This window comes from Phenylobacterium sp. Root700, assembly GCF_001429025.1.
Taxonomy (GTDB): Bacteria; Pseudomonadota; Alphaproteobacteria; order Caulobacterales; family Caulobacteraceae; genus Phenylobacterium.
Genome location: NZ_LMHT01000031.1, coordinates 128,752 through 152,086, shown reverse-complemented (window position 1 = coordinate 152,086; position 23,335 = coordinate 128,752). Strand labels below are relative to the sequence as shown.

General features: G+C 67.7%; 19 protein-coding genes. 10 read left to right on the top strand and 9 right to left on the bottom strand.

Translation table 11 applies throughout. The annotated features are described in order from the left end of the window. Positions 1-9 precede the first annotated feature (9 nt). On the bottom strand, positions 10-522 hold the full coding sequence (locus ASE02_RS16325) for a cupin domain-containing protein (RefSeq protein ID WP_056735596.1): 513 nt from the start codon (positions 520-522) through the stop codon (positions 10-12). Continuing rightward, entirely contained in the window at positions 519-1,046 is a 528-nt protein-coding gene (locus ASE02_RS16320; protein ID WP_235536723.1) for a hypothetical protein, read from the bottom strand. Before ASE02_RS16320 ends, ASE02_RS16325 begins: the two co-directional genes overlap by 4 nt. A 115-nt stretch (positions 1,047-1,161) precedes the next feature. Here ASE02_RS16320 and coaBC point away from each other — a divergent pair, with 115 nt between their 5' ends. Beyond that, positions 1,162-2,358 carry a bifunctional phosphopantothenoylcysteine decarboxylase/phosphopantothenate--cysteine ligase CoaBC gene (gene coaBC, locus ASE02_RS16315; protein WP_056735594.1) on the top strand — a complete coding sequence of 399 codons (1,197 nt, stop codon included), beginning with the start codon at positions 1,162-1,164 and terminating at the stop codon, positions 2,356-2,358. A 152-nt stretch (positions 2,359-2,510) separates the two neighbouring features. Further along, positions 2,511-5,951: a pyruvate carboxylase gene (gene pyc / locus ASE02_RS16310; protein WP_056735593.1), complete on the top strand. Its 3,441-nt coding sequence runs from the start codon at positions 2,511-2,513 to the stop codon at positions 5,949-5,951. A 14-nt stretch (positions 5,952-5,965) separates the two neighbouring features. On the opposite strand, the gene ASE02_RS16305 is transcribed toward pyc, so the two are convergent. The 3 genes from ASE02_RS16305 to ASE02_RS16295 form a co-directional block, all read right to left on the bottom strand. Then, positions 5,966-6,505 carry a hypothetical protein gene (locus ASE02_RS16305; RefSeq protein ID WP_056735592.1) on the bottom strand — a complete coding sequence of 180 codons (540 nt, stop codon included), beginning with the start codon at positions 6,503-6,505 and terminating at the stop codon, positions 5,966-5,968. Positions 6,506-6,518: 13 nt separating this feature from the next. Continuing rightward, the gene (locus ASE02_RS16300) at positions 6,519-6,899 is read right to left on the bottom strand and encodes a cytochrome c family protein (RefSeq protein WP_235536722.1); all 381 of its coding nucleotides are present in this window, start codon (positions 6,897-6,899) and stop codon (positions 6,519-6,521) included. A 158-nt stretch (positions 6,900-7,057) separates the two neighbouring features. Further along, positions 7,058-7,813 carry a GntR family transcriptional regulator gene (locus tag ASE02_RS16295; RefSeq protein ID WP_056735591.1) on the bottom strand — a complete coding sequence of 252 codons (756 nt, stop codon included), beginning with the start codon at positions 7,811-7,813 and terminating at the stop codon, positions 7,058-7,060. 382 nt (positions 7,814-8,195) lie between these two features. Between ASE02_RS16295 and ASE02_RS16290 the strand changes: the two genes are divergently transcribed. The 8 genes from ASE02_RS16290 (at position 8,196) to glcF (ending at position 18,247) form a co-directional block, all read left to right on the top strand. Then, on the top strand, positions 8,196-9,476 hold the full coding sequence (locus ASE02_RS16290; RefSeq protein WP_056735590.1) for an MFS transporter: 1,281 nt from the start codon (positions 8,196-8,198) through the stop codon (positions 9,474-9,476). A 68-nt stretch (positions 9,477-9,544) separates the two neighbouring features. Then, entirely contained in the window at positions 9,545-10,300 is a 756-nt protein-coding gene (locus ASE02_RS16285) for an SDR family NAD(P)-dependent oxidoreductase (RefSeq protein ID WP_056735589.1), read from the top strand. 56 nt (positions 10,301-10,356) lie between these two features. Then, positions 10,357-11,415 (top strand): sugar phosphate isomerase/epimerase, encoded by a 1,059-nt coding sequence (locus tag ASE02_RS16280; protein WP_082602152.1) that lies wholly within the window; start codon positions 10,357-10,359, stop codon positions 11,413-11,415. 108 nt (positions 11,416-11,523) lie between these two features. Further along, entirely contained in the window at positions 11,524-13,305 is a 1,782-nt protein-coding gene (locus ASE02_RS16275; protein WP_369818581.1) for an IlvD/Edd family dehydratase, read from the top strand. Between the two features lie 38 nt (positions 13,306-13,343). After that, positions 13,344-14,198 (top strand): fumarylacetoacetate hydrolase family protein, encoded by an 855-nt coding sequence (locus tag ASE02_RS16270; protein WP_056735586.1) that lies wholly within the window; start codon positions 13,344-13,346, stop codon positions 14,196-14,198. A 13-nt stretch (positions 14,199-14,211) separates the two neighbouring features. Then, complete coding sequence (locus tag ASE02_RS16265) at positions 14,212-15,699, top strand: FAD-linked oxidase C-terminal domain-containing protein (protein WP_056735585.1); 1,488 nt, start codon at positions 14,212-14,214, stop codon at positions 15,697-15,699. A 2-nt stretch (positions 15,700-15,701) separates the two neighbouring features. Further along, positions 15,702-16,934 (top strand): FAD-binding protein, encoded by a 1,233-nt coding sequence (locus ASE02_RS16260; protein ID WP_056735584.1) that lies wholly within the window; start codon positions 15,702-15,704, stop codon positions 16,932-16,934. After that, on the top strand, positions 16,934-18,247 hold the full coding sequence (gene glcF / locus ASE02_RS16255; RefSeq protein WP_056735583.1) for a glycolate oxidase subunit GlcF: 1,314 nt from the start codon (positions 16,934-16,936) through the stop codon (positions 18,245-18,247). The genes ASE02_RS16260 and glcF overlap by 1 nt, the downstream gene beginning before the upstream one ends. A gap of 134 nt (positions 18,248-18,381) precedes the next feature. On the opposite strand, the gene ASE02_RS16250 is transcribed toward glcF, so the two are convergent. The 4 genes from ASE02_RS16250 to ASE02_RS16235 form a co-directional block, all read right to left on the bottom strand. After that, positions 18,382-18,639: a helix-turn-helix domain-containing protein gene (locus ASE02_RS16250; RefSeq protein ID WP_056735582.1), complete on the bottom strand. Its 258-nt coding sequence runs from the start codon at positions 18,637-18,639 to the stop codon at positions 18,382-18,384. A gap of 18 nt (positions 18,640-18,657) precedes the next feature. Beyond that, positions 18,658-19,512, bottom strand: coding sequence for an SMP-30/gluconolactonase/LRE family protein (locus tag ASE02_RS16245; protein WP_056735581.1), 855 nt, complete (start codon positions 19,510-19,512; stop codon positions 18,658-18,660). A 17-nt stretch (positions 19,513-19,529) separates the two neighbouring features. Further along, entirely contained in the window at positions 19,530-19,901 is a 372-nt protein-coding gene (locus ASE02_RS16240) for an NIPSNAP family protein (protein WP_200957706.1), read from the bottom strand. A gap of 320 nt (positions 19,902-20,221) precedes the next feature. Next, complete coding sequence (locus ASE02_RS16235; protein WP_056735579.1) at positions 20,222-23,110, bottom strand: TonB-dependent siderophore receptor; 2,889 nt, start codon at positions 23,108-23,110, stop codon at positions 20,222-20,224. Positions 23,111-23,335 lie beyond the last annotated feature (225 nt).

Here is a 23,335-nt window from a genome sequence, read left to right as displayed (position 1 = left end):
ATCGGCCCCCTACCGCTCAGGCGGCGGGCCGATCTGCATTCTGGCGAACCACTCTTCGGCGCTGAGCTCCTCGATGCCGTCGGGGCCGAACAGGGTCATGCGATTGTTGCGGAAGATGGTGGTCTTGCCGATGGTCGGCATGTCGGCCACCTCGGCGCGGGCGCGTTCCCCGACGGTCAGGTAGAGGAGGTCGCTCTCCCCGGTGTTGACGAGGTTGTGGACCACGCCGTCGGTCGGGAAACCCACATAATCGCCGGGGCCGATGGGGTGGGAGACGCCGTCCAGCACGACCGCGCCGGCGCCCTCGATCACGAAGACCATCTCCTCCTCCACCGTGTGGGCGTGGGGGATGAAGCTCTCCTTGCCCGGCGGGATGCGGATCAGGTTGACGCCCAGCCGCTTGAGGCCGGTCATCTCACCTAGCCGGATCATGCTCATCTCGGAGGCCGGGTTGAAGGGGTGGCGACCGCGGAAGGCGGCGTCCCAGTCGAGTTCGTTGGCGGGAACGACGTGGCGGGTCATTCGGCGCGGCTGCGCTCGCCGCGCGAGGCCTGACGTCGATCCATGTTGGTCTTCTGCTCCTGCCAATAGGCCGCGCCGTCGTCGGGTTTGAACATGGTGCGCGGCGAGCCGGCCTTGGTCACCACGGCGAAGACGGTGCCCTTGGGATCATAGAGCAGGGTGTCGCCGTTCGGCCGGGTGACGCGTTCGGTCCCGGCCGGCGGGTTCTCGACGAAGGCGTGGGCCTTGCGCACGAAGTCGTCGAGGTTCCTGGCGCCGAACGTCTCGCCGTTGCGCTCGAAGGCGCGCTGGGCGTTTTCCTCGGCGGTGCCGCGGCGGCTGGCCGACCAGATCGGCTCGCCGTCGAGTTCCCGCACGGGCTCTTGAGCCCGGTCTTCGGAGCGCGGCGACTCCGCCGAGGCGAACTCGCGCCGCTCCGTCGGGGCGCTCGCTTCGTCTTTCTGGGCGACCGCGGAGGAGCGTTCGCAGGCGGCGACCAGGATCAAGGCCAGCCCCATGCTCAACGCTATCTTGTACTTAGCCACGCATTTCCTCCCTCGCCCGGTCAGGTTGCAGAACAAATTAAGAACAGATCGAGGGGTTTGTCCAGCCGCCCTGTTTGTCCTAGACCTAGCGACCTTCACAGGAGGGCTGAAAGCCTTGTCGGACAAGCGGGTTCTGCTGATCGTCGGGGGCGGGATCGCCGCCTATAAGGCCCTGGAACTGACGCGGTTGCTGCGCAAGGCGGGCGTCGCGGTGCGGCCGATCCTCACCTTGGCGGGCGCCCAGTTCGTGACTCCGCTGTCGCTGGCCGCGCTCAGCGAGGACAAGGTCTATTCCGAGCTCTTCTCCCTGACCGACGAAGCCGAGATGGGCCATATCGAGCTGTCGCGCTCGGCCGACCTGGTTGTCGTGGTCCCGGCCACGGCGGACCTGATGGCCAAGGCCGCGAACGGCCACGCCAATGACCTGGCCTCCACCACCCTGCTCGCCACCGACAAGCCGGTGCTGATGGCGCCGGCCATGAATGTGCGGATGTGGGAGCACGCCGCCACGCGCCGCAACCTGGCGACCCTGAAGGGCGATGGCGTCTCGTTCGTCGGACCCGACGAGGGGGCTATGGCCTGCGGCGAGTTTGGCTTTGGCCGGATGGCCGAGCCGGCCGTGATCTTCGAGGCGATCCTGGCCGCTCTGGCTGGCCCTGCGGCGCGGCCGCTGGCCGGCAAGCGCGCCATCGTCACGGCGGGACCGACCGCCGAACCCATCGATCCGGTGCGGCTGCTGACCAACCGTTCCAGCGGCAAGCAGGGCTTCGCCATCGCCAAGGCCCTGGCCGACCTGGGCGCCGAGGTGACCCTGGTCGCCGGGCCGGTCTCCGTGCCGACCCCGGTCGGCGTCACCCGCGTGGATGTCGAGACCGCCCGCCAGATGCTGGCCGCCTGCGAGGCCGCCTTGCCGGCCGACATCGCCGTCTGCGTGGCGGCGGTCTCCGACTGGCGGCCGGAAAACGCCGCCGGGACCAAGATGAAGAAGGGCGCCGATGGTCCGCCGACCATCAGCCTGGTCGAGAACCCCGACATCCTGGCGACCCTGTCGCAGGCGAGCGCCCGGCGCCCGAAGCTGGTGGTGGGCTTCGCAGCCGAGACCAACGACGTCGAGACCTACGCCCAGGCCAAGCTGGCCAAGAAGGGCTGCGACTGGATCGTCGCCAATGACGTCAGCATCGCCGGCACCATGGGCGGCGACGACAACGCCGTGGCCATTGTCAGCGCAGACGGGATCGAGCGCTGGGACCGGGTCGCCAAGACCGAGGTGGCCCGCAAGCTCGCCGCCCGCATGGCCCAGGCGCTCAGCTAGGCCTCTTTCCACCGCCGAACCCAGCGCCGCCGTTCCCCGAACGGCGGCGAAAGCCTGCTTGCGGCTCGACTATCAACTGTATACAGAATTCAATATTGGGCCGTGTTGCGCTGCAGCGCGAGCGGCGGCAGACCTATTGATAGAGTTCGCAATTGACCGCCATCCGTAGCCTCCTCGTCGCCAACCGCGGCGAAATCGCCATCCGGGTCTTCCGCGCCGCCACTGAGCTGGGGATCGCCACCGTCGCGGTGTTCGCCGAGCAGGATCGGCTGTCGCTGCATCGGTTCAAGGCCGACCAGGCCTTCCAGATCGGGGCCGGGCTGGGCGCGGTCGAGGCCTATCTCTCCATCGAGGAGATCATGCGGGTGGCGACAGCCGCCGGGGTCGACGCCATCCATCCGGGCTATGGCCTGCTGTCGGAGAGCCCGGAGCTGGCCGAGGCCTGCGCGGCGGCGGGCATCCTGTTCATCGGCCCCAAGCCCGAGACCATGCGCACGCTGGGCAACAAGGTGTCGGCGCGCAATGTGGCCGTCTCGGTCGGCGTGCCGGTGACCCCGGCGACCGGGCCGCTGCCCGACGACCCGGCGGAGATCAAGCGGCTGGCCGCCGAGGTCGGCTATCCGGTGATGCTGAAGGCGTCCTGGGGCGGCGGCGGGCGCGGCATGCGGCCGATCGAGGGCGAGGACCAGTTGTTGGACGCCGTCTCGCTGGGCAAGCGCGAGGCCATGGCCGCGTTCGGCAAGGACGAGGTCTATCTGGAGCGGCTGGTCCGCCGGGTGCGCCACGTCGAGGTCCAGCTGTTGGGCGACAGCCACGGGAACCTGATCCATCTGTTCGAGCGCGACTGCTCGATCCAGCGCCGGCACCAGAAGATCATCGAGCGGTCCCCGGCGCTCTATCTGTCAGAGGCCCAGCGCCAGGAGATCTGCGACGCGGCGCTGCGGATCGGCGCGGCCACCGACTATGTGGGCGCAGGCACGGTCGAGTTCCTGCTCGACGCCGACAGCGGCCATTTCTACTTCATCGAGGTCAATCCGCGCATCCAGGTCGAGCACACGGTCACCGAGGTCGTGACCGGCATCGATATCGTCAAGGCGCAGATCCGCATCGCCGAGGGCGGCCGGCTGGGCGTCACCGCCGAGACCGGTGTGCCGCCGCAGGGCGACATCAGGCTGAACGGCCACGCCCTGCAATGCCGGATCACCACTGAGAATCCAGAGAACAACTTCATCCCGGACTATGGCCGGATCACCGCCTATCGCGGGGCGTTCGGCTTCGGCATCCGGGTCGACGGCGGCACGGCCTATTCGGGCGCGGTGGTGACGCCGTTCTACGATCCGCTGCTGGAGAAGCTGACCGCCTGGGGGCCGACGCCGGAAGAGACTGTGGCGCGGATGGACCGGGCGCTGCGCGAATACCGGATCCGCGGCGTGGCGACGAACCTCGCCTTCCTGGAGGCGGTGCTGAGCCATCCGAAGTTCAAGGCCGGCGAGGTCACCACTCGCTTCATCGACGACACGCCCGAACTGATGAAGGTCAAGCCGCGCCGCGACCGGGCGACCAAGCTGCTGACCTATATCGCCGACGTGTCGGTCAACGGCCATCCGGAGACCAAGGGCCGCGCCCTGCCGGTCCCGGCCGCGCGGCGCCCGACCACGCCGATCTTCCAGCCCTCGGCTCACGAGGGAACCAAGCAGGTGCTGGACCGGCTGGGGCCCAAGGGCTTCGCCGGCTGGATGGCCGCTCAGCAACGGGCGCTGGTCACCGACACCACCATGCGCGACGCCCACCAGTCGCTGCTGGCCACGCGGATGCGCACCGCCGACATCGTGGCGGCCGGCCGGGCCTATTCGAAGGGCATGCCGCAGCTGTTCTCGCTGGAATGCTGGGGCGGGGCGACCTTCGACGTGGCCATGCGGTTCCTGACCGAGGACCCGTGGGAGCGGCTGGCGGCCTTGCGCGAACGCACGCCCAACCTGCTGCTGCAGATGCTGCTGCGCGGGGCGAACGGGGTCGGCTACGCCAACTATCCCGACAATGTGGTGAAGTTCTTCGTGCGCCAGGCGGCGCAGTCCGGCGTCGACCTGTTCCGGGTGTTCGACTGCTTCAACTGGGTCGAGAACATGCGGGTCGCCATCGACGCCGTGGGCGAGGCCGGCAAGCTGGCCGAGGGCGCGATCTGCTACACCGGCGACATCACCGACCCGGCGCGGGCCAAATATCCGCTCGGCTATTATGTCGACCTGGCCAAGCAGCTTGAGGCGGCCGGCTGTCATATCCTGGCGATCAAGGACATGGCGGGGCTGCTGAAGCCCGGCGCGGCGCGGATGCTGGTCAAGGCGCTGAAGCAGGAGGTGGGGCTGCCCATCCACCTGCACACCCACGACACCTCCGGCATCGCATCGGCCACCGTGCTGGCGGCGGTGGAGGCCGGGGTCGACGCCTTCGACGCGGCCATGGACCCGATGTCGGGCACCACCTCCCAGCCCTGCCTCGGCTCGCTGGTCGAGGCGCTACGCGGCGGCGAGCGCGACACGGGGTTAGATCCCGACGCCATCCGCAAGCTCAGCCTCTATTGGGAGGGTGTGCGTCACCAGTACGCCGCCTTCGAGAGCGACCTGAAGTCGGGAGCCTCGGAGGTCTATCTGCACGAGATGCCCGGCGGGCAGTTCACCAACCTGAAGGAGCAGGCCCGGGCGCTGGGCCTCGAAACCCGCTGGCACGAGGTCGCCCAGGCCTATCGCGACGCCAACGACATGTTCGGCGACATCGTGAAGGTCACGCCGTCCTCCAAGGTGGTCGGCGACATGGCGCTGATGATGGTGTCGCAGGGGCTGACCCCGGCCGACGTGGTCAATCCCGCGCGCGATGTCTCGTTCCCGCAATCGGTGCTGGAGATGCTGCGCGGCGACCTAGGCCAGCCGCATGGCGGATGGCCGGCGGCGGTGGTGAAGAAGGCGCTGAAGGGCGAGAAGCCCGGTTCGGCCCGGCCCGGTTCGTTGCTGGCGCCCGCCGATCTCGCCGCCGAACGCACGGCCGGGGCCTTGCGCTGCGGTCGCCAACTCGATGACCGCGAGCTCGCCTCCTACCTGATGTACCCCAAGGTCTTCGCCGAGTTCTGCGTCCAGAGCCGCAAGTACGGTCCGGTCTCGGCCCTGCCCACCGACGTCTTCTTCTACGGCATGAACCCGGGCGAGGAGATCACCGTCGACCTGGAGCGCGGCAAGACCGTGGTGATCCGGCTGCTGACCATCGGCGACACCCATGACGACGGCCAGGTGCAGGTGTTCTTCGAACTGAACGGCCAGCCGCGCAGCGTCCGCGCGCCCAACCGCTCGGCCAAGCAGGCCAAGGCCCGGCGCAAGGCCGACGAGACGCTGGCCGGGCAGGTGGCGGCGCCGTTCCAGGGGGCTGTGTCTCTGGTGGCGGTGCGCAAGGGCCAGGCCTTGCAGGCCGGCGACGTTCTGCTGTCGATCGAGGCGATGAAGATGGAGACCGACCTCCACGCCCCGCATGCCGGGGTGGTGAAGGAAATCCATGTGGCGCCCGGCGACATGGTCGACGCCAAGGACCTGGTCGTCGAGATCGGCTGAAGGTCCTTAAGCGCCTAACGCCCGCAGCGGGCCTGCAGGGCGCCGATTAGCAGGACGCTGCGGCGGACCAGGTCGCAGGTCCTCAGATGCAGCGCCTCGATGGTCTCGTCGTCGCCGAACGACGAACCGACGGCGCCTGCGCCCAGCGTGGCGCCGGGGATCGCGAACAGGTTCATGCCCAGACGGTTGAGGCTGGCGCGGGCGACGTTCTGGAGAACAGCCTGGCGCTTGCCGGCCAGGATGCGGACCTCCGCGGTCAGGGTGGTGACCTCGTCGGTCAATTCCTTGAGCGGCGAAGGCAGGCGCACCGCGGTGTCGAGCGCGTCGAGCTTGGCCTTCAGGCTGGATGGTTCGCGCGCGTCCCGATCAGGGTCGAAATCGATGACGCTGACGCAGCGGTCCAGGAACAGTTCCAGGAACGCCCAGGTCTCGGAGAAGGTCCCCAGCGCATGATAGTCGGGCGCCGCCGACTCCGCCGCGCCGCGCTTCGATTGAAGCGGGGGGGCCATGGCGCCGGAGCGACGATGGCCGTGCAGGAGGTCGGCGGTGCTCATGCTGCTGCCTGTGCTATTTTGCCGTTGTGAGGTAGGTGATCACAGCCGTCCGCTGGGTCGCGTCGGGCAGGCCGATCATCATCTTGGTGCCGGGAACCACGGCCGCGGGCTTGGTCAGGTACTTGTCGAGGGTGGCCGCGTTCCAGGTGAGGCCCGAAGCCTTCATCGCCGGGCTGTAGGCGTAGCCGGCGACCGTGCCGGACTTGCGCCCGACCACGCCCTTCAGCGGCGGACCCATCTTCGTCGCGCCGGGCGCGATCGCATGGCAGACCGAACAGCGCTGCTGGAACAGAGTCTCGCCGGGCGTCGGGGCGGCGAGCGCCCCCGAACTGGCGGCGACGCCCCCGACGAGGGCGGTCAGGGCGAGCAGATGGCGAGGCGAGATACGAAACACTTGGATCCTCCTGAATACGCAGGAACCTTGAGTGTTCCCGAATGAAGCGCGGATGAACGATGAGCTCATCCAGGGTTGGGCGATTAGAGGGCCGCTGGGCGGCCCCGCGTTTCGCCCAACTGTTCTTCGGGTCTCTCCGTCTGACGCTGGTCGATCTGCTACTTGACCCCGGCGGCCTTGCGCTTGGCGCGCGGCGCATCGGCTTCGGGTCCTGCCGGTTGTTCGGCCGCGTAGCTGGAGAATTTCTCCGGCTCGTCATAGGAAACCCTCAAGTGGCTGATCACAGCGTCTTCTGGTGAGACGTCCGATTTTCCCAAAACCACATCAAGCAGGCCGCGATGGTGATTCAATCGCCACTTGATGGTCTCGTTGCTCACGTGTTCCAGCGCCGTGTGGGCGAAGAGAACGGTGGAGAGCGAGTCCAGGGTCTTGGTTAGATATGGGTTGCCCGCCAGGGCCCACAGGGTGCGGTGAAACTCCAGGTCGATGGCGGCCGCGTCGATCTCCGCGCCGTCCTCCCAGGCTTCCATCTGCTCCACCAGATTGGTGAGCTTGGCGGCGTTCTGCTTGGTCATGTTGGCGCGGCAGAGTTTCAACGCCTCGGCCTCCAGCACGACGCGCAGGCTGTTGATCCTTTGGACGTCTTCGTCCGTGAGCTCGGTCACGAACATGCCGCGCCGTTCGTGGTTCATCACCAGGCCGTGCTCCTGGAGCTGCATCAGCGCTTCGCGGATCGGAATCCGGCTGATGTTGAACTCGCGGGCCAGCTGGCTCTCGTTGAGGCGCGCGCCCGGTTTATAGCGGCCGCTGATGATCGCTTCGCGCAACATGTTGAAAACATGGGCTTTGAGCGTCGTCGGCGTCGCGATGGGGCGCTGGGCCTCAGGGCCGTTTAGGGTCGAATTCCCGTCCATTATCCGTGCTCATGTTCCGTGCGTCGATAAAGTCTGGCCGCGAACCCCAGCCCCGTTGACACTCGGCAATCCGTATTTAGTATACAGATCGAGCCGCCGATGGAAAGCGGGATTGAAATCGCTTGAGCGACTTTCGCCCAATCTAACCCGGCGTGCCAGCAGACTCCAATTCAACTGCGCGATGTTTTGGAGACTTCAAGAGAAATAGGCTGCTTACGAGGCGTCCAGCCCGATGAGGCGCCACCATACGGGGGGATAGAATGCGCGGATTATTGATCTGGTCGGCTCGAGCGCAGGAGGCGGCTTCGCCACACCCTGACGTGGCCGTCCGCCACCCCTCGGAAGCTGTTTCCAAGCGCCCCGATTACATGGAGCCGACCCGATGAGGCCGACCCGCGCTCGCTACACGGTGGTGGGCTTCGCCCTCACCCTGGCCATCATCGCCTATATCCAGCGGGTGGCCATCTCGCAGGCCGCCGGCCCGATTTCCGAGGATCTTGGCCTGTCCAAGGTGCAGATGGGGATGATCTTCGGGGCCTTCGGCCTCTCCTACGCCCTGTTCGAAATTCCGATGGGCGCGCTGGGCGACAAGCTCGGCGTCCGCCGGGTGCTCACCCAGATCGTCATCCTGTGGTCGGCCTTCACGGCCCTGACCGGGGCGGCCTGGAGCCTCACCTCGCTGTGGGTGATCCGCTTCCTGTTCGGCGCGGGCGAGGCCGGCGCCTTCCCGAACCTCACCAAGATGCTCGGCACCTGGTTGCCGCAGGGCGAGCGGGTCAAGGCCCAGGCCATCATGTGGGCCTGCACCCGCTGGGGCGGCGCGGTGACGCCTCCCCTGGCTTTGCTGGCCATCAGCGCCTTCGGTTGGCGTTGGTCGTTCGTGGTGTTCGGCGTCGTCGGCGTGGTCTGGGTGCTGGCCTTCCGCAGCTGGTTCAAGGACGATCCGGCCGACCATAAGGGCGTCAACGCCGAGGAGCTGAAGCTGCTCGAAGGCGCGCGCCAACTGGCCGGCGACAGCCATGGCGGCAGCTGGCTCAAGCTGTTCGTCAAGCCGGAAGTCTTCCTGCTGGTCACCCAGTACTTCTTCTTCTCCTTCGTCTGGTACTTCTACGTCACCTGGCTGCCGACCTATCTGCGCGAAGCCTGGAGCCTGACCACCGTGCAGGCCGCCGGCTACTCGGTCCTGCCGCTGCTGTTCGGCGGTTTCGGGTCGCTGATCAGCGGCATGCTGCCGGTCAAGATTCCGCGCCGGCTCGTCGCCCTGCTGGGCTTCGCCAGCACCGCGGTGCTGCTGTTCGCGGTCACCAAGATGGAGAATGTGGCCCTGGCCATGATCTGCATGGCCTTCGCCAGCTTCTTCAGCGACCTGACCATGCCGATCTCGTGGAACACCTGCGTGGAAATCGGCCGCAAGTACACGGCCACCGTCGCGGCCACGATGAACATGTTCGGCAACTTCTCGGGCTTCGTGGCTCCGGTGCTGGGCGGGTTCATCCTGCAGCGGCACGCCGGCGACTGGAACGCCCTGCTCTACGTGATGACCGGCGCGGCCTGCATCTCGGCGGCCTGCTGGTTGTTCCTTGATCCCGAAAAGATCGCCCGCCGCAACGCCTCGCTCGACGCGGCGGACGGTCAGGCGGGGGCCACGGTGGGCGAGGCCTGAGGCCGCGCCCCTCCAACCCGACCAACTCCTTACGGCCCCAGCGCCGAACCAGAACGGATACAGTGAGTATGAAGATCGATCTTACGGGCAAGGTGGCGGTGATCACCGGCGGCAGCCGTGGTCTGGGCGAGGCTATGGCCACGACCCTGGCGGCGGCGGGCGCGACGCTCGCCCTGGTGGCCCGCGACGAAGCCAAGCTGGCCGGGGTTCGCGACAAGCTGGTCGCCGCCGGCGGCAAGGCCGCCTACTTCATGGGCGACGTCACCAATGAAGCCGACGTCACGCGGATCGCCCAGGAGGTGGAGAGCCAGCTCGGCGCCGCCCAGATCCTGATCAACAACGCCGGCACCAATGTCCGCAAGCACCTGGTCGACCTCTCGCTGGCCGAGTTCCAGAGCGTGCTCGACTCCAGCCTGACCTCGACCTTCCTGGTCAGCCGCGCCTTCACGCCCGGCATGAAGGGCACGGGCTACGGCCGCATCATCAACATGACCTCGATGCTCAGCCACGTCTCGCTGCCGGGCCGCACGCCCTATTCGTCGGCCAAGACCGCGCTGCTGGGCTTCACCCGGGCGCTGGCCCTGGAGCTGGCCGCCGAGGGGATCACCGTCAACGGCATCAGCCCGGGCCCGTTCGGCACCGAGATGAACCACGCGGTGATGAACGATCCCAAGGCCAACGCCGACTTCCTGGCCAATCTGCCGGTCGGCCGCTGGGGCAAGATCGAGGAGATCGGCGGGCTGGCCTGCTACCTCTGCTCGGACCTCGCCGGGTTCATCACGGGCACCGACATCGTGATCGACGGCGGCTGGACTGCGAAATAGCCGCTCATAACAAGGCCGGCGTCCACTGGGCGTCGGCGACCCTCGGGGGGAAACCGATGACGACAAGACGAGACTTCCTGATGGCCGGCGCCGCCGCCGGCCTGGTCAGCACGCTCAGCAGCGAGGCCCTGGCCGCGCCGCTGCCGCCGAAGACCGCCATGGGCATCGCCTCCACGGCCATGGCCATGCACCTGAACGGCCTGGGCGTCGCCAAGCCGATGCGCGACGATTCCATGGCCTATGTGGAATACTGCCGCTCGCTGGGCGCCGGCGGCCTGCAGTTCACCCCGACGGGCGACCTGAAGAAGCTCCGCAGGCGGATGGAGCAGCTGGGCATGTGGTTCGAGGGCGAAGCCCGCACACCGGGCAGCCTGAGCGAGGACACCGCCGCCTTCGAGAAGTCCCTGCTGGACACCAAGGCCATGGGCGGGAACGTCGTGCGCACGGTCAGCCGCCCGCCGAAGGGCACGAGCGGCCGTCGCTACGAGGGCTTCAAGTCGCTGGCCGAGTACACGGCCTGGCAGGAGGAGGCGAACGCCATCATCCTGAAGTGCCTGCCGATCGCCGAGAAGATCGGCGTGAAGATCGCGCTCGAAAACCACAAGGACCGGCTGGTCGACGAGCACGTGGAGTTCATCAAGAAGACCTCCAACGAATATCTCGGCGCCCTGGTCGATCCGGGCAACAACTCCTCGATGCTGGAGGACCCGACCGAGGTCTGCACCAAGCTCGCGCCCTATGTGCTGTCCTGCTCGCTGAAGGACATGGGCGTCGCCCCGTACGAGGACGGCTTCCTGCTCTCCGAAGTGCTGTTCGACACCGGCGTGACCAACCAGGCGCAGCTGTGGTCGATCCTGAAGGCGGGCAACCCCAAGCTCAACTGCCTGCATGAGCTGATCACCCGCGATCCGCTGCAGGTGCCGTACTTCAAGCCCGAATACTGGGCGAGCTACCCGAACCGCACGGCGATCGACCTGGCCACCCATATTCAATGGGTGAAGACCAAGGCGTTGAAGCTGCCTTACGTCAGTCAGCTGACCCCGCAGGAGCGCCTGCAGGCCGAGGAAGACAATAACCGGAAGACCCTCGATTGGGGCCGTGCTCACATCACCTGATGTGAGGTCCGGTTCGACGACGCCGTGGCCCCCTCCACGGCGTCGTCCCAGGAGATGAAGCGTGATGTGTAAACTGAGTGCGGCCCCAGGCGGCGCGGAATGACGAAGATGACACCCCGACAGCCCGCCAGACCCTTCCGTTCGCGCGAGTGGTTCGCCGACTCGTCCCGCAACGACATGACGGCGGTCTATCTCGAGCGCTTCATGAACTACGGGATCACCCCGGACGAGCTGCGCAGCGGCCGCCCGATCATCGGCATCGCCCAGAGCGGCAGCGACCTCTCGCCCTGCAACCGGGTCCACCTGTCGCTGGCCAGCCGGGTCCGCGACGGCATCCGCGACGCCGGCGGCATCCCGATGGAGTTCCCGACCCATCCTATCTTCGAGAACTGCCGTCGTCCGACCGCCTCGATTGATCGCAATCTCTCCTACATGTCGCTGGTGGAGATCCTCCACGGCTATCCGATCGACGCGGTGGTCCTGACCACCGGCTGCGACAAGACCACCCCGGCCGGCATCATGGCCGCCTCCACGGTCGACATCCCGGCCATCGTGCTGTCGGGCGGTCCGATGCTGGACGGCTGGCACAACGGCGAGCTGGTCGGCTCGGGCACGGTGATCTGGCGCTCGCGCCGCAAGCTGGCGGCGGGCGAGATCACCGAGGAGCAGTTCATCGACGCCGCGGCCGCCTCGGCCCCCTCGGTCGGCCACTGCAACACCATGGGCACCGCCTCGACCATGAACGCCATCGCCGAGGCGCTGGGGCTGTCGCTGCCCGGTTGCGCGGCGATCCCGGCGCCTTACCGCGAGCGCGGCCAGATGGCCTACGAGACCGGTAAGCGGATCGTCGAGCTGGCCTATGAGGACGTCACCCCCTCCAAGATCCTGACGCGCGAGGCCTTCCTCGACGCCATCGCCCTGACCACGGTGATCGGCGGCTCGACCAACGCCCAGCCGCACATCAACGCCATGGCCCGGCACGCCGGGGTGGAGATCACCGCGGCCGACTGGGTGGAGCACGGCTACGCCCTGCCGCTGATCCTCAACATGCAGCCGGCCGGTGAGTTCCTGGGCGAGCGGTTCCACCGCGCCGGCGGGGTTCCGGCCATCCTCTGGGAGCTGATGAACGCCGGAAAGCTCAACGCCGACCGTCTGACGGTCAGCGGCAAGACCCTGCGCGAGAACGTCCAGGACGCCGAAACCTGGGATCGCGAGATGATCAAGCCCTTCAGCCAGCCGCTGAAGGCGGACGCCGGCTTCGTCGTGCTGTCGGGCAACCTGTTCGACTTCGCGGTGATGAAGACCAGCGTGATCTCCGAGGAGTTCCGTCGCCGCTATCTGAGCAAGCCGGGCGCGGAGAACACCTTCGAGGGCAAGGTCGTGGTCTTCGACTGCGCCGAGGACTATCACCACCGCATCAATGATCCGGCGCTGGGCGTCGATGCGACCAGCATCCTGGTGGTGCGCAACGCCGGCCCCGTGGGCTGGCCGGGCGCCGCCGAGGTGGTGAACATGCAGCCGCCGGACGCCCTGCTGCGGCAGGGGATCAGCGGCTTGCCGGTGATCGGCGACGGCCGTCAGTCGGGCACTTCCGACAGCCCCGCCATCCTGCATGCCTCGCCCGAGGCCGCGATCGGCGGCGGGCTGGGCTGGCTGCGCACCGGCGACGTGGTCCGGGTCGATCTCAACACCCGCAAGTGCGACGTGCTGTTGTCGGACGCCGAAATCACCGAGCGCAAGGCCCAGCCGCCGCCGCCCTACCCCGAGAGCCAGACCCCCTGGCAGGAGTTCTACCGCGCCCATGTGGGCGGGCTGGACACCGGCGGGGTGCTGGAGTTCGCCGTCAAGTATCGCGGCGTGGCCCGCACCACGCCCCGCCACAACCATTAGGCCCGCGGGCCTATCCTTCGACCAAGTGAGTTAGACGCATGAAGCTGCTTCGTTACGGGCCGGTGGGCCAGGAAAAGCCCGGCCTGCTGGACGCCGAGGGCGTGATCCGGGACCTGTCGGCGCACGTGCCCGACTTCACCCCCGACCAACTCTCGCCCGAGAACCTGAAGCGGCTGGCCGCCATCGACCCGGCCTCCCTGCCCAAGGTCGAGGGGCCGCAGCGCTACGGCCCGCCGATCATTGGCTCGCAGAAGTTCCTGGCCATCGGCCTGAACTTCGCCGACCACGCGGCGGAGTCGAACATGCCGGTTCCCGACGAGCCGATCCTGTTCACCAAGGCCACCTCCTGCATCCAGGGGCCGGACGACGAGGTCATGCTGCCCAAGGATTCGGTGAAGTCCGACTGGGAGGTCGAACTGGGCGTGGTCATCGGTAAGACCGCGCGCTATGTCGACGAGGACAAGGCGTTGGAGCACGTGGCTGGCTACGTCACCGTCAACGACCTGTCGGAACGCGAGTACCAGCTGGAGCGTGGGAGCCAATGGGACAAGGGCAAGGGGTGCGACACCTTCGGCCCGATCGGCCCGTGGCTGGTCACCGGCGACGAGGTCGGCGATCCCCAGAACCTCGACATGTGGCTGGAAGTGAACGGCAAGCGCATGCAGACCGGGAACACCCGGACCATGGTGTTCGGCGTCGCCAACCTGGTCAGCTATGTCAGCCGCTTCATGACCCTGGTGCCCGGCGACATCATCACCACCGGGACGCCGCCCGGCGTCGGCCTCGGCTTCAAGCCGCCGATCTATCTCAAGGCCGGCGACACCATCACGCTCGGCATCGAGAAGCTGGGCGAACAACGACAATCGGTGGTCGGCTGGCGCCACCTGGGCTGAAGGCCGCGTACCCATGTTGATGCCTACCCCTGACGCCGGGCTGCTGGCCCGGCGGGCTGAGTTCGTCTCGGCTCTGCGCGCCATCGTGCCCGGCGAAGGGGTGATCAGCGACGACGCCGAACTCGCCGCCTATGAGTGCGACGGCCTGACCGCCTACCGCCAGCGCCCGATGATCGTGGTGCTGCCGACGACGGTGGATCAGGTCAGCCGCGTGCTGGCCTATTGCCATTCGCAAGGCCTGAAGGTGGTGCCGCGCGGGGCCGGGACGTCGCTGTCGGGCGGGGCGCTGCCCCTGGCCGACGGCATCATCCTGGGGCTCGGCAAGTTCAACCGCATCCTCGAGGTCGACTACGAGAACCGCTGCGCGGTGGTTCAGCCCGGCGTGACCAACCTGGCGGTCACCCAGGCGGTGGCCAGCGAGGGCTTCTATTACGCGCCGGACCCCTCCAGCCAGATCGCCTGTTCGATCGGCGGCAATGTCGCCGAGAACGCCGGCGGGGTGCACTGCCTGAAGTACGGCATGACCACCAACAACCTGCTGGGCGTCGAGGTCGTGCTGATCGACGGCACGGTGCTGCGCCTGGGCGGCAAGCACCTAGACCCGGCGGCGCTCGACCTGTTGGGCGTGGTCTGCGGATCGGAGGGCCTGCTCGCGGTGGTGACCGAGGTCACGGTCCGCATCCTGCAGGCTCCCGAGACCCAGCGCGCCCTGCTGATGGGCTTCGCCGAGGTCGAGGCGGCCGGCGCCTGCGTGGCGGCCGTCATCGCCGCCGGCATCATTCCGGCCGGCATGGAGATGATGGATCGGCTGGCGATCTCGGCGGCCGAGGCCTTCGTCAAGGTCGGCTATCCGCTGGACGTCGAGGCGCTGCTGATCATCGAACTGGACGGCCCGCCGGCCGAGGTCGACCACCTGATCGAGGTGGTGCGCGAGATCGGCGAGGGCTGCGGCGCGAGCTACCTGCGGATCTCGATGAACGAGGATGAGCGCAAGGGCTTCTGGGCCGGACGCAAGGCGGCGTTCCCGGCGGTGGGGCGCATCTCCCCCGACTACTACTGCATGGACGGCACCATTCCGCGGGCGGCCCTGCCCAAGGTGCTGCGCCGGATGAACGAGTTGGCCGACGGCTGCGGCCTGCGGATCGCCAACGTCTTCCACGCCGGCGACGGCAACCTGCACCCGCTGATCCTCTATGACGCCGACAAGCCGGGCGAGCTGCACAAGGCCGAGGAGCTGGGCGCGGCGATCCTGACGCTCTGCGTCGAGGTCGGCGGCGTGCTGACCGGCGAGCACGGGGTCGGGGTCGAGAAGCGCGACCTGATGGAGGTCCAGTTCGGCCCCGCCGATCTCGAGCAGCAGCAGCGGCTGAAGTGCGCCTTCGACGACGACGGCCTGCTCAATCCCGGCAAGGTGTTCCCCAAGCTCTGCCGCTGCGCCGAGCTTGGCCGGGTGCATATTCATGGCGGCAAGGTCCGCTTCCCCGAACTCGATCGGTTCTGAGCGTGCCTGAGACCTGGAAACCCAAGGACGCGGCTGATGTCGCAAGCGCCGTCGGCGACGCGCTGAGCGCGGGCAAGAGCCTGGAGCTGATCGGCGGCGGATCGCGGCGCGGCTTCGGTCGTCCGGTGGAGGCCGACGTGGTCCTCGACCTGTCGGCCCTGACCGAGGTCCTCACCTATCAACCCGAGGAACTGATCCTGGCCGTCGCGCCGGGCGCGCGCCTCGCCGAGATCGAGGCCATGCTCGGCGAACGCGGCCAGCAACTGGCTTTCGAACCGCCTGACTTCGGACCGCTCTGGGGCCTGCCCGCCGGCCGCGGCACGATCGGCGGCCTGGTGATGACCGGCCGTGGCGGCCCGCGCCGCCTGAGCGCCGGCGGCCCGCGCGACCACTGCCTGGGCGTCAAGGGCGTCAACGGTTTCGGCGAGGCCTTCGCCGCCGGCGGCCGGGTGGTCAAGAACGTCACCGGCTTTGACCTCACCAAGCTGATCACCGGCAGCTTCGGCACGCTCTGTGCGGCCACTGAGCTGACCCTGAAGGTCCTGCCCGCCGCCTCGGACGCCGCCACCCTGGTGCTGGTGGGGCTCAGCGACGAAGCGGCCATGTCGGTCATGTCGAAGGCCCTGGGCAGCTCGGCCCAGGTGTCCTCGGCGGCGCACCTGCCGGCCGACATCGCCCGGGCGTCGTCGGTGCCCGAGATCGTCGGTCAGTCGGCGGCGGTCACGCTGCTGCGGCTGGAAGGCGTCCGCCCCTCGGTCACCGCCCGCGTGGCGCATCTCGCCGACACCTTGCAGGCGCTGGGGCCGCAGGCGCTGCTGGGCCGCGAACAGTCCGTGGCGCTCTGGAAAGAGATCGCCGATGCGGCCTGGTTCGCCGGCGGCGGCGACACGGTGGTCTGGAAACTGTCGGTTCCGCCCAGCAAGGGCGCGGCCGTTGGCGCGCGCCTGGCCGGCGAGCTTTCGGGGCGCTGCTATTACGACTGGGGCGGCGGCGGGATCTGGCTTGAGCTGCCGGGCGCCGACGACGCCCATGCCGCCCATGTCCGCCGCGTGCTGAACGAGGTGGTGGCCGGCGACGGCCACGCGACCCTGATGCGCGCGCCTGACGCCGTGCGGGGGACCGAGGACGTCTTCCAGCCGCTGGCTCCAGCCTTGGCCGCCCTGACCCGGCGCGTGCAGCAGCAGTTCGATCCCCAGGGGATCTTCAATCCGGGTCGGATGTACGGAGGCCTCTGATGCAGACCAGTTTCACACCTGAGCAACTGGCCTCGCCGGACAACGCTTCGTCGGAAAAGATCATCCGCACCTGCGTCCACTGCGGGTTCTGCACGGCGACCTGCCCGACCTTCCTGCTGCTCGGTGACGAGCTCGACAGCCCTCGCGGCCGCATCTACCTGATGAAGGAGATGCTGGAGAAGGGCGGCCCGCCCTCGCCGCAGACGGTCAAGCACGTCGACCGCTGCCTCTCTTGCCTGTCCTGCATGACCACCTGCCCGTCGGGCGTGAACTACATGCACCTGGTCGATCACGCCCGCTCCTACATCGAGGAGCACCACGTTCGTCCGTGGCCGGAGCGTTTCCTTCGCTCGATGCTGGCCTTCGTGCTGCCCGACCGCACGGTCTTCCGCTGGGCCCTGCGGCTGGCCAATCTCGGCCGGCCGTTCGCAGGCCTGCTGCCCGGCCGCCTGAAGGGCATGGCGGCCATGGCGCCGAGGCGCCTGCCAGCTCCTGATCCGGCCGAAAAGCCCCAGGTCTTCGCCGCCCAGGGAACAAGGCGCGCGCGCGTCGCGCTGATGGCCGGCTGCGCCCAACCGGTGCTGGCGCCGGAGATCAACGGCGCGGCGATCCGGCTGCTGAACCGGCTTGGCGTCGAGATTGTCACCTCGCAGGGCAGCGGCTGCTGCGGCGCCCTCACGCACCATCTGGGCAAGACCGACCGCTCGCACGCCCAGGCCAAGGCCAACATCACCGCCTGGAGCGCCGAGATGGCGCGCGGCGAACTGGACGCCATCATGATCACCGCCTCGGGCTGCGGCACGACGGTCAAGGACTACGGCTTCATGTTCCGGGACGATCCGGTGTGGGCGGGTCCGGCGGCGGCGGTCTCGGCGATCGCCAAGGACGTCAGCGAGGTCCTGACGGGCCTGGACAGCGGCCCCTCGGCGGTCGCCTCGCTGGGCCTGCGCGTGGCCTATCACTCGGCCTGCTCGCTGCAGCACGGCCAGGGCGTCCGTGACCAACCCAAGGCGCTGCTGAAGGCGGCGGGCTTTACCGTGGTCGAGCCGCTGGAGCCGCATATCTGCTGCGGCTCGGCCGGCACCTACAATCTGTTGCAGCCGGAGATCGCCGGCCAGCTGCGTGAGCGCAAGGTGGCCAATCTGGAAGCCACGCGCCCCGACGTCATCGCCACCGGCAATATCGGCTGCATGACCCAGATCGGCGGCGGATCGGACGTGCCGATCGTCCATACGGTGGAATTGCTGGACTGGGCGGCGGGCGGTCCGATCCCCGCGGCCCTGGCGAGCACGCGCTTCGCGACGGGCGGCTAGGCGTTTCTCATATAGGTCGTCATGGCCGGCCTCTTGTGCCGACCACCCATAGACTCCGCGTTCGCGGATTTGCTTGGACGGTTCGTGTGCATGGGTCCCCGGGACAAGCCCGGGGATGACGAGCGCGGAGAGGGCTACGCCGCCCGGCGGATCTCGATCTCGGACGTGAAGCGCTGGAACACCGCGACCGGGTCGGCGTTGAGCGCCTTGCAGAGCAGATAGAACTCGCGGACCTCGACCCGGCGTTGGCGCTGCTCGATCATGTTGATGTGCGACTGCGACTTGCCCAGCCGCGCGGCCAGGCCGCGCTGCGAGACCGACGCGCCGCGGCGGGTCTCCACCAGGATGTCGATGAGGACTTCGTAGTCGTCGGTGAATACGGGATTGGCCATGTCTGCTGGACCGTTTCGCTAGGGGAGGTCGACCAGCGTCAGCGACGCGGCGGCGATTTGGGGGATGATCAAGCGGTTGCGCTTGGTGTCGAGGCCGATGGCGGCCGGGACGGTGATGTCGGAGGCGACCACGGTCGGCTTGCCGGACGCCGGCACGTGATAGACGTTGTGCCCGTCCTGGCTGGCGACCAGCAGCGCCCCGTTCGGCAGGGCGACGATGCCGTCCATGCGGCCGTAGGGCAGGCTGACCTCGCGGACGATCTTGCCCTTGGGCGTGCGGATCACGAGGTTCACGCCGCGGCCGCCGTGGACGATGTCGCCGTCCGACATGATGGCGATGCCGTTCGGCCGTTCCAGCGCCGGATCGCGGGCGGCGAAGGCCGAGACCTTGCCGGCGGCGGTGATCTTGTAGAGCGCGCCCGCATTGTCGTCGTTGCCGGAGTCGGTGACGTACATGGTCCCGTCGTCAGCCACGACCACGTCGTTCAGACGCACCGCGCCGTCGACCTTATGGGTGGCTTTCGGCGCGCCGGTCTTGCGGTCGAAGACCCGGATCGCGGCGACGTCGGCCAGATAGACGCTCTCGCCCTTCACGAAGACGCCGAGCGGATCGCGCAGTTCGACGCCGTTCTTGCCGCCTTCGATCCACTTCAGGTTCGTCACCACGCCGTCGGGCGTGAACAGCGAGACGAAGCCGTCGTCGCCGCCGCCGCGCGGACCCAGATTGGCCACGACGATGCGGTCGTCGGCGGCGTCGTAGCGGGCCGATTCAGAGCCCTGGAGGCCGACATTGGCGATGACCTTGGTTTCGGCCAGGGCCTGGGTTCCACCGAGGGCGAGGGCGCAACCGAGCAGGAGGGTGGTGAACTTCATCTGGCGAGCTCCTGGTGTCATTGGCCCAGGCGCAAAGTCGGGGAGTAGTCGGTCATCGTCAGGTAGACGGACTCGACCTTGGCGGTGAGCTTGCCGCCGACCTCGGAGGCCGCGGCGGCGGCCTGCCATTCCGGGTCGGCGCGGAAGGCCGCCCAGGCCGCGTCGCGCGCCGCCAAATCCTTGTAGGCCAGCACGTAGATCAGCTTGCCGTCGGTGACGTCGGGCTGGCTCCAATAGGCGACATTGATCATGCCGTGCTTGGTGAACAGGGCCAGTGTGTGGTTGCGGAACCGCGCGTTCAGCGCCTCGAACTTGCCGGGCGCGGCGTAGTAGGTGCGCAGTTCGTAGAAGGCGTTCTTGGGGGCGAGCGCGGGGGCGGAGGCTGGCATGTGCTGGGCGTGATCCTGGGCCGCCGCGGACGCCGGCGCCGCTAAGGCGAGTAGGAGGAGGGGCGCGAAGTGCTTCATGGCGTGCTGAACTCCCAATGATCGCGGGCGAGCTTCCGCGAACCGAATGTCCGCCGAGTCCGCGTGGGGCTTGCCGCCCAAGCCGCTTCTATTTCGTATACAATATGCGATGTGGCGGGGCGTGACAAGGCGAAGCTGACGTGGCGTACGGACTTTCCAGACCGGTTCGAGGCTGCTGCACGGGCCAAAAAAAAGCCCCGGAGACCTTGCGGTCGCCGGGGCCTTCAGTCGTCGCGCGGAGACTAGAACTCGAAGCGCAGGCCGGTGGTGAAGTAGCGACCGACCACGTCGTAGATCGCCTGGCTGGTGGGATATTGCTGACCGGGCTGGCCGTTGGGGAGCAGCGGCGGCTCCCGGTCGAACAGGTTGTTGATGGTCACGAAGGCGTCGAACTTGTGCTCGCTGACGGTGAACTCGTAGGTGGCCGTCAGGTCGGCGTAGGTGACCGCCTCGATGGTCATGTTCTCATAGAACTCACCCGGCGTGCGGCTGCGCTTCATCTCGCCGATGTAGCGCACCTGACCGCTCAGGCTGAACGGACCGTCGACATAGTTGGCCTGCAGGTTGATGCGGTGCTGCGGGAAGGCCGAGCCGCCCGAGACCGTGTTGCCCCGCTGGATCGGCGCGGCGGTTTCCGACGAGCGGCTCTTGCGGCTGGGGTTGTAGTTGCCGACCAGGCGCAGATCGAGGTGAGCCTCCGAGCCGTCGTACAGCCACTCCATCGGCATCCGGTAACCGACTTCGTAGTCGATGCCGTGCTGATACTCGAGAGCCCGGTTGAACGGCGTCGTCCGCACCGCGATCGGGAAGTTCTCGGAGGCCGGGGTGTGGTTGAACGGGAACGGCCGGATGATGAACGCGCAGGTGGGCGAGGTCCCGTTGCTGGCGATGCACTCCTTGTTGGCGTCGTTGGTGTCCAGGTTCTGAATCGCGTCGGTGATTTCGATATTGTAGTAGTCGACCGAGGCGCTGAAGCCGGGGATGTAGTTCGGCTGCCAGACCACGCCGACCGCGTAGGTGTCGCCGATTTCCGGGGTCAAGTTGGGATTGCCCGACCGCAGGGTCAGCAGGTTGTCGTTGCGGCCCGACAGGTCGTCGGTGAAGCCGCCGCGCGCGGCCTGCTCGCCGGCATAGAGTTCGTTCAGGGTCGGCGCGCGGATGTCGCGCGAGCGGGTGTAGCGGAAGCGCAGTTCTTCGATCGGCTGGTAGCTGACGCCGATCTTCCAGGTCGTGACGCCGCCGCTGGTCGAGTAGTCGGTGTAGCGGGCCGCGCCGTTGATATCGAGGTGCTCGACGAACGGCAGGTCGGCCAGCACCGGGATCGCGAACTCGACGAAGGCTTCCTTGGCGTTGAACTCACCGCTGGCCAGGCCGACGTTGGTGGAGTTGAACTTGTTGATCGTCGAGTTGACGTTGGCGCGCAGGCCCAGGGTCGAGGTGGCGATCGCCGGGTCGGAGTTGCTGGTCTGCTCCAGCTTCTGCTTGCGGTACTCGGCGCCGGCCGCGAACGACACGGGACCGGCCGGCAGGGTGAACAGGTCGCCCGAGAACTCGGCGGCGACGATGTCCATCTGCTGGCTCACCTGATACTGCGAGACCTGGCTGATATAGGCCCAGTTCGCCGCGGTCGGTGAGTTCGCCCCGAAGATGTTGATCGGCACGCAGTCGTCCATCAGGCCCGGATTGGTGACCGTGATGTTGCAGACGATGTTGCCGTTGGGGCCGCGGACGGCGTCCAGGGCGGCGTACCAGCGGCGCTGATTGAAGTTGCCGGAGTGGCTCGAACGCACCAGCGAGTCGCCGTGGGCGTAGGTGGCTTTCCAGTTGTAGTCGGCGATCTTGCCTTCGAAGCCGCCCAGGAACGTATAGACGTCGTTGAGCGTATTGACCCGCTTGAACGGCTGGTCGGCGTGGATCCGGCCGCCGGAGACGCGTTGGCCCGGCGTGGCGGCCAGGGCGTTCTGCGCCCAGGTCGGCAGGTAGGGGTTGGCGGCGTAGATCCAGAAGTCGTTGGTCTGGGTGCCCGAGCCGATGGTGACGAACTCGTTGCGCGACTCCGAGAAGGTGAGCTGGGCGAACGCCTTGATGTTGTCGGTCAGGTCGTAGTCGAAGCGCCCGAACAGCTGGTCGGTGCGCTGCGAGCCGGTCAGGCTGTGGCCGATCGAGGGCGAGCCGTCGCCGCCGACGCCGATGTTGCTGCTGCCGGCCGGGGTGACGCCCGGATTGAACGGAACCAGGGTTCCGTCCGGCAGGAAGTGGTAGCCGGCCAGCGGGTTGCCGGCGTTGCGCGAGTTGTTGACCGCGAACGGGAAGACCGTCCCGAAGGTCCCGGTCTGATAGAAGACCGGCCGGGCGTTGCGGTAGGGGGTCGCGGCCTTGCCGTTGCCGACCTCGGCCCACCATCCGTCGCCCTGCGAGCGCATCTCGTTCCGCGGCAGGCCTTCGCGCTCATAGTGCTCGGCGCTGAACAGCACGTGGCCGCGGCCGCCCAGGACATTGGCCCCGCCGGCGATGCTGGCGCCGTAGGATTCATCGTCGCCCTGGCCGGAGATCCCAGCCTGCACCTTGCCCTTGATACCGTTGTAGCGGGTGTCGAGGATGAAGTTGATGACGCCGGAGACGGCGTCCGAACCGTAGGCCGCCGAGGCGCCGCCGGTGACCACATCGACGCGCTGGACCAAGGCTTGCGGAATGACGTTGGTGTCGACCGAACCGTCGAAGCTGGTGGGCGGGATCCGCGCGCCGTCGAGCAGCACGAGGTTACGCACCGAGCCCAGGCCGCGCAGGTTCAGGTAGTTGCCGGAGTTGGCGTTGGTCGCCTGGTTGCCGGTGTTCTGCGTGCCCTTCGAACCCGTGAACTGCGGCAGCTGGTTCAGGCCGTCCGGAATGCTGCCGGGCGCGGTCTTCTGAAGCTGTTCCGTGGTCGCCACGGTGACCGGCGTCGGCGCGGTGTAACCGTCGCGGACGATGCGCGATCCGGTGACCACCACCTCTTCCAGCGCGGCCTCCTGGGCCGAGGCGGCGCCGGCGACGACCAGCAGGCCGGCGGCGGAAATGACGGCGGCGCCGAAGCGCGCTGATCCGATGAGCGCGGCGCGGGCCGCAGACGTCTTGAGGCGATGTTTGTACATGGCGCCCTCCCTTTTTGTTGCTCGCCGTACGGCGAATCCCCGAGCGCGTCTGGAAACATTCAGCAGCAAGGGTGCGAGGGGTTGAGCACCACGCACGATTGCAGCCACCCATTGGCGCGTGCGCTATCCTTCACAATAATTGCATGCTGTATACAGTTTTCTTGATTGAAACCTACAGGTGTCGCCGATGGGCCACGCGGCCGGGTGTCGGTATTTAGTATACAG

Excerpts from the sequence above, each read along its gene's own strand:
- ASE02_RS16325 (WP_056735596.1), bottom strand. The coding sequence starts at position 522 with ATGACCCGCCACGTCGTTCCCGCCAACGAACTCGACTGGGACGCCGCC.
- ASE02_RS16305 (WP_056735592.1), bottom strand. The coding sequence starts at position 6,505 with ATGAGCACCGCCGACCTCCTGCACGGCCATCGTCGCTCCGGCGCCATG.
- ASE02_RS16295 (WP_056735591.1), bottom strand. The coding sequence starts at position 7,813 with ATGGACGGGAATTCGACCCTAAACGGCCCTGAGGCCCAGCGCCCCATC.
- ASE02_RS16290 (WP_056735590.1), top strand. The coding sequence starts at position 8,196 with ATGAGGCCGACCCGCGCTCGCTACACGGTGGTGGGCTTCGCCCTCACC.
- ASE02_RS16285 (WP_056735589.1), top strand. The coding sequence starts at position 9,545 with ATGAAGATCGATCTTACGGGCAAGGTGGCGGTGATCACCGGCGGCAGC.
- ASE02_RS16280 (WP_082602152.1), top strand. The coding sequence starts at position 10,357 with ATGACGACAAGACGAGACTTCCTGATGGCCGGCGCCGCCGCCGGCCTG.
- ASE02_RS16275 (WP_369818581.1), top strand. The coding sequence starts at position 11,524 with ATGACACCCCGACAGCCCGCCAGACCCTTCCGTTCGCGCGAGTGGTTC.
- ASE02_RS16270 (WP_056735586.1), top strand. The coding sequence starts at position 13,344 with ATGAAGCTGCTTCGTTACGGGCCGGTGGGCCAGGAAAAGCCCGGCCTG.
- ASE02_RS16265 (WP_056735585.1), top strand. The coding sequence starts at position 14,212 with ATGTTGATGCCTACCCCTGACGCCGGGCTGCTGGCCCGGCGGGCTGAG.
- glcF (WP_056735583.1), top strand. The coding sequence starts at position 16,934 with ATGCAGACCAGTTTCACACCTGAGCAACTGGCCTCGCCGGACAACGCT.
- ASE02_RS16250 (WP_056735582.1), bottom strand. The coding sequence starts at position 18,639 with ATGGCCAATCCCGTATTCACCGACGACTACGAAGTCCTCATCGACATC.
- ASE02_RS16245 (WP_056735581.1), bottom strand. The coding sequence starts at position 19,512 with ATGAAGTTCACCACCCTCCTGCTCGGTTGCGCCCTCGCCCTCGGTGGA.
- ASE02_RS16240 (WP_200957706.1), bottom strand. The coding sequence starts at position 19,901 with ATGCCAGCCTCCGCCCCCGCGCTCGCCCCCAAGAACGCCTTCTACGAA.
- ASE02_RS16235 (WP_056735579.1), bottom strand. The coding sequence starts at position 23,110 with ATGTACAAACATCGCCTCAAGACGTCTGCGGCCCGCGCCGCGCTCATC.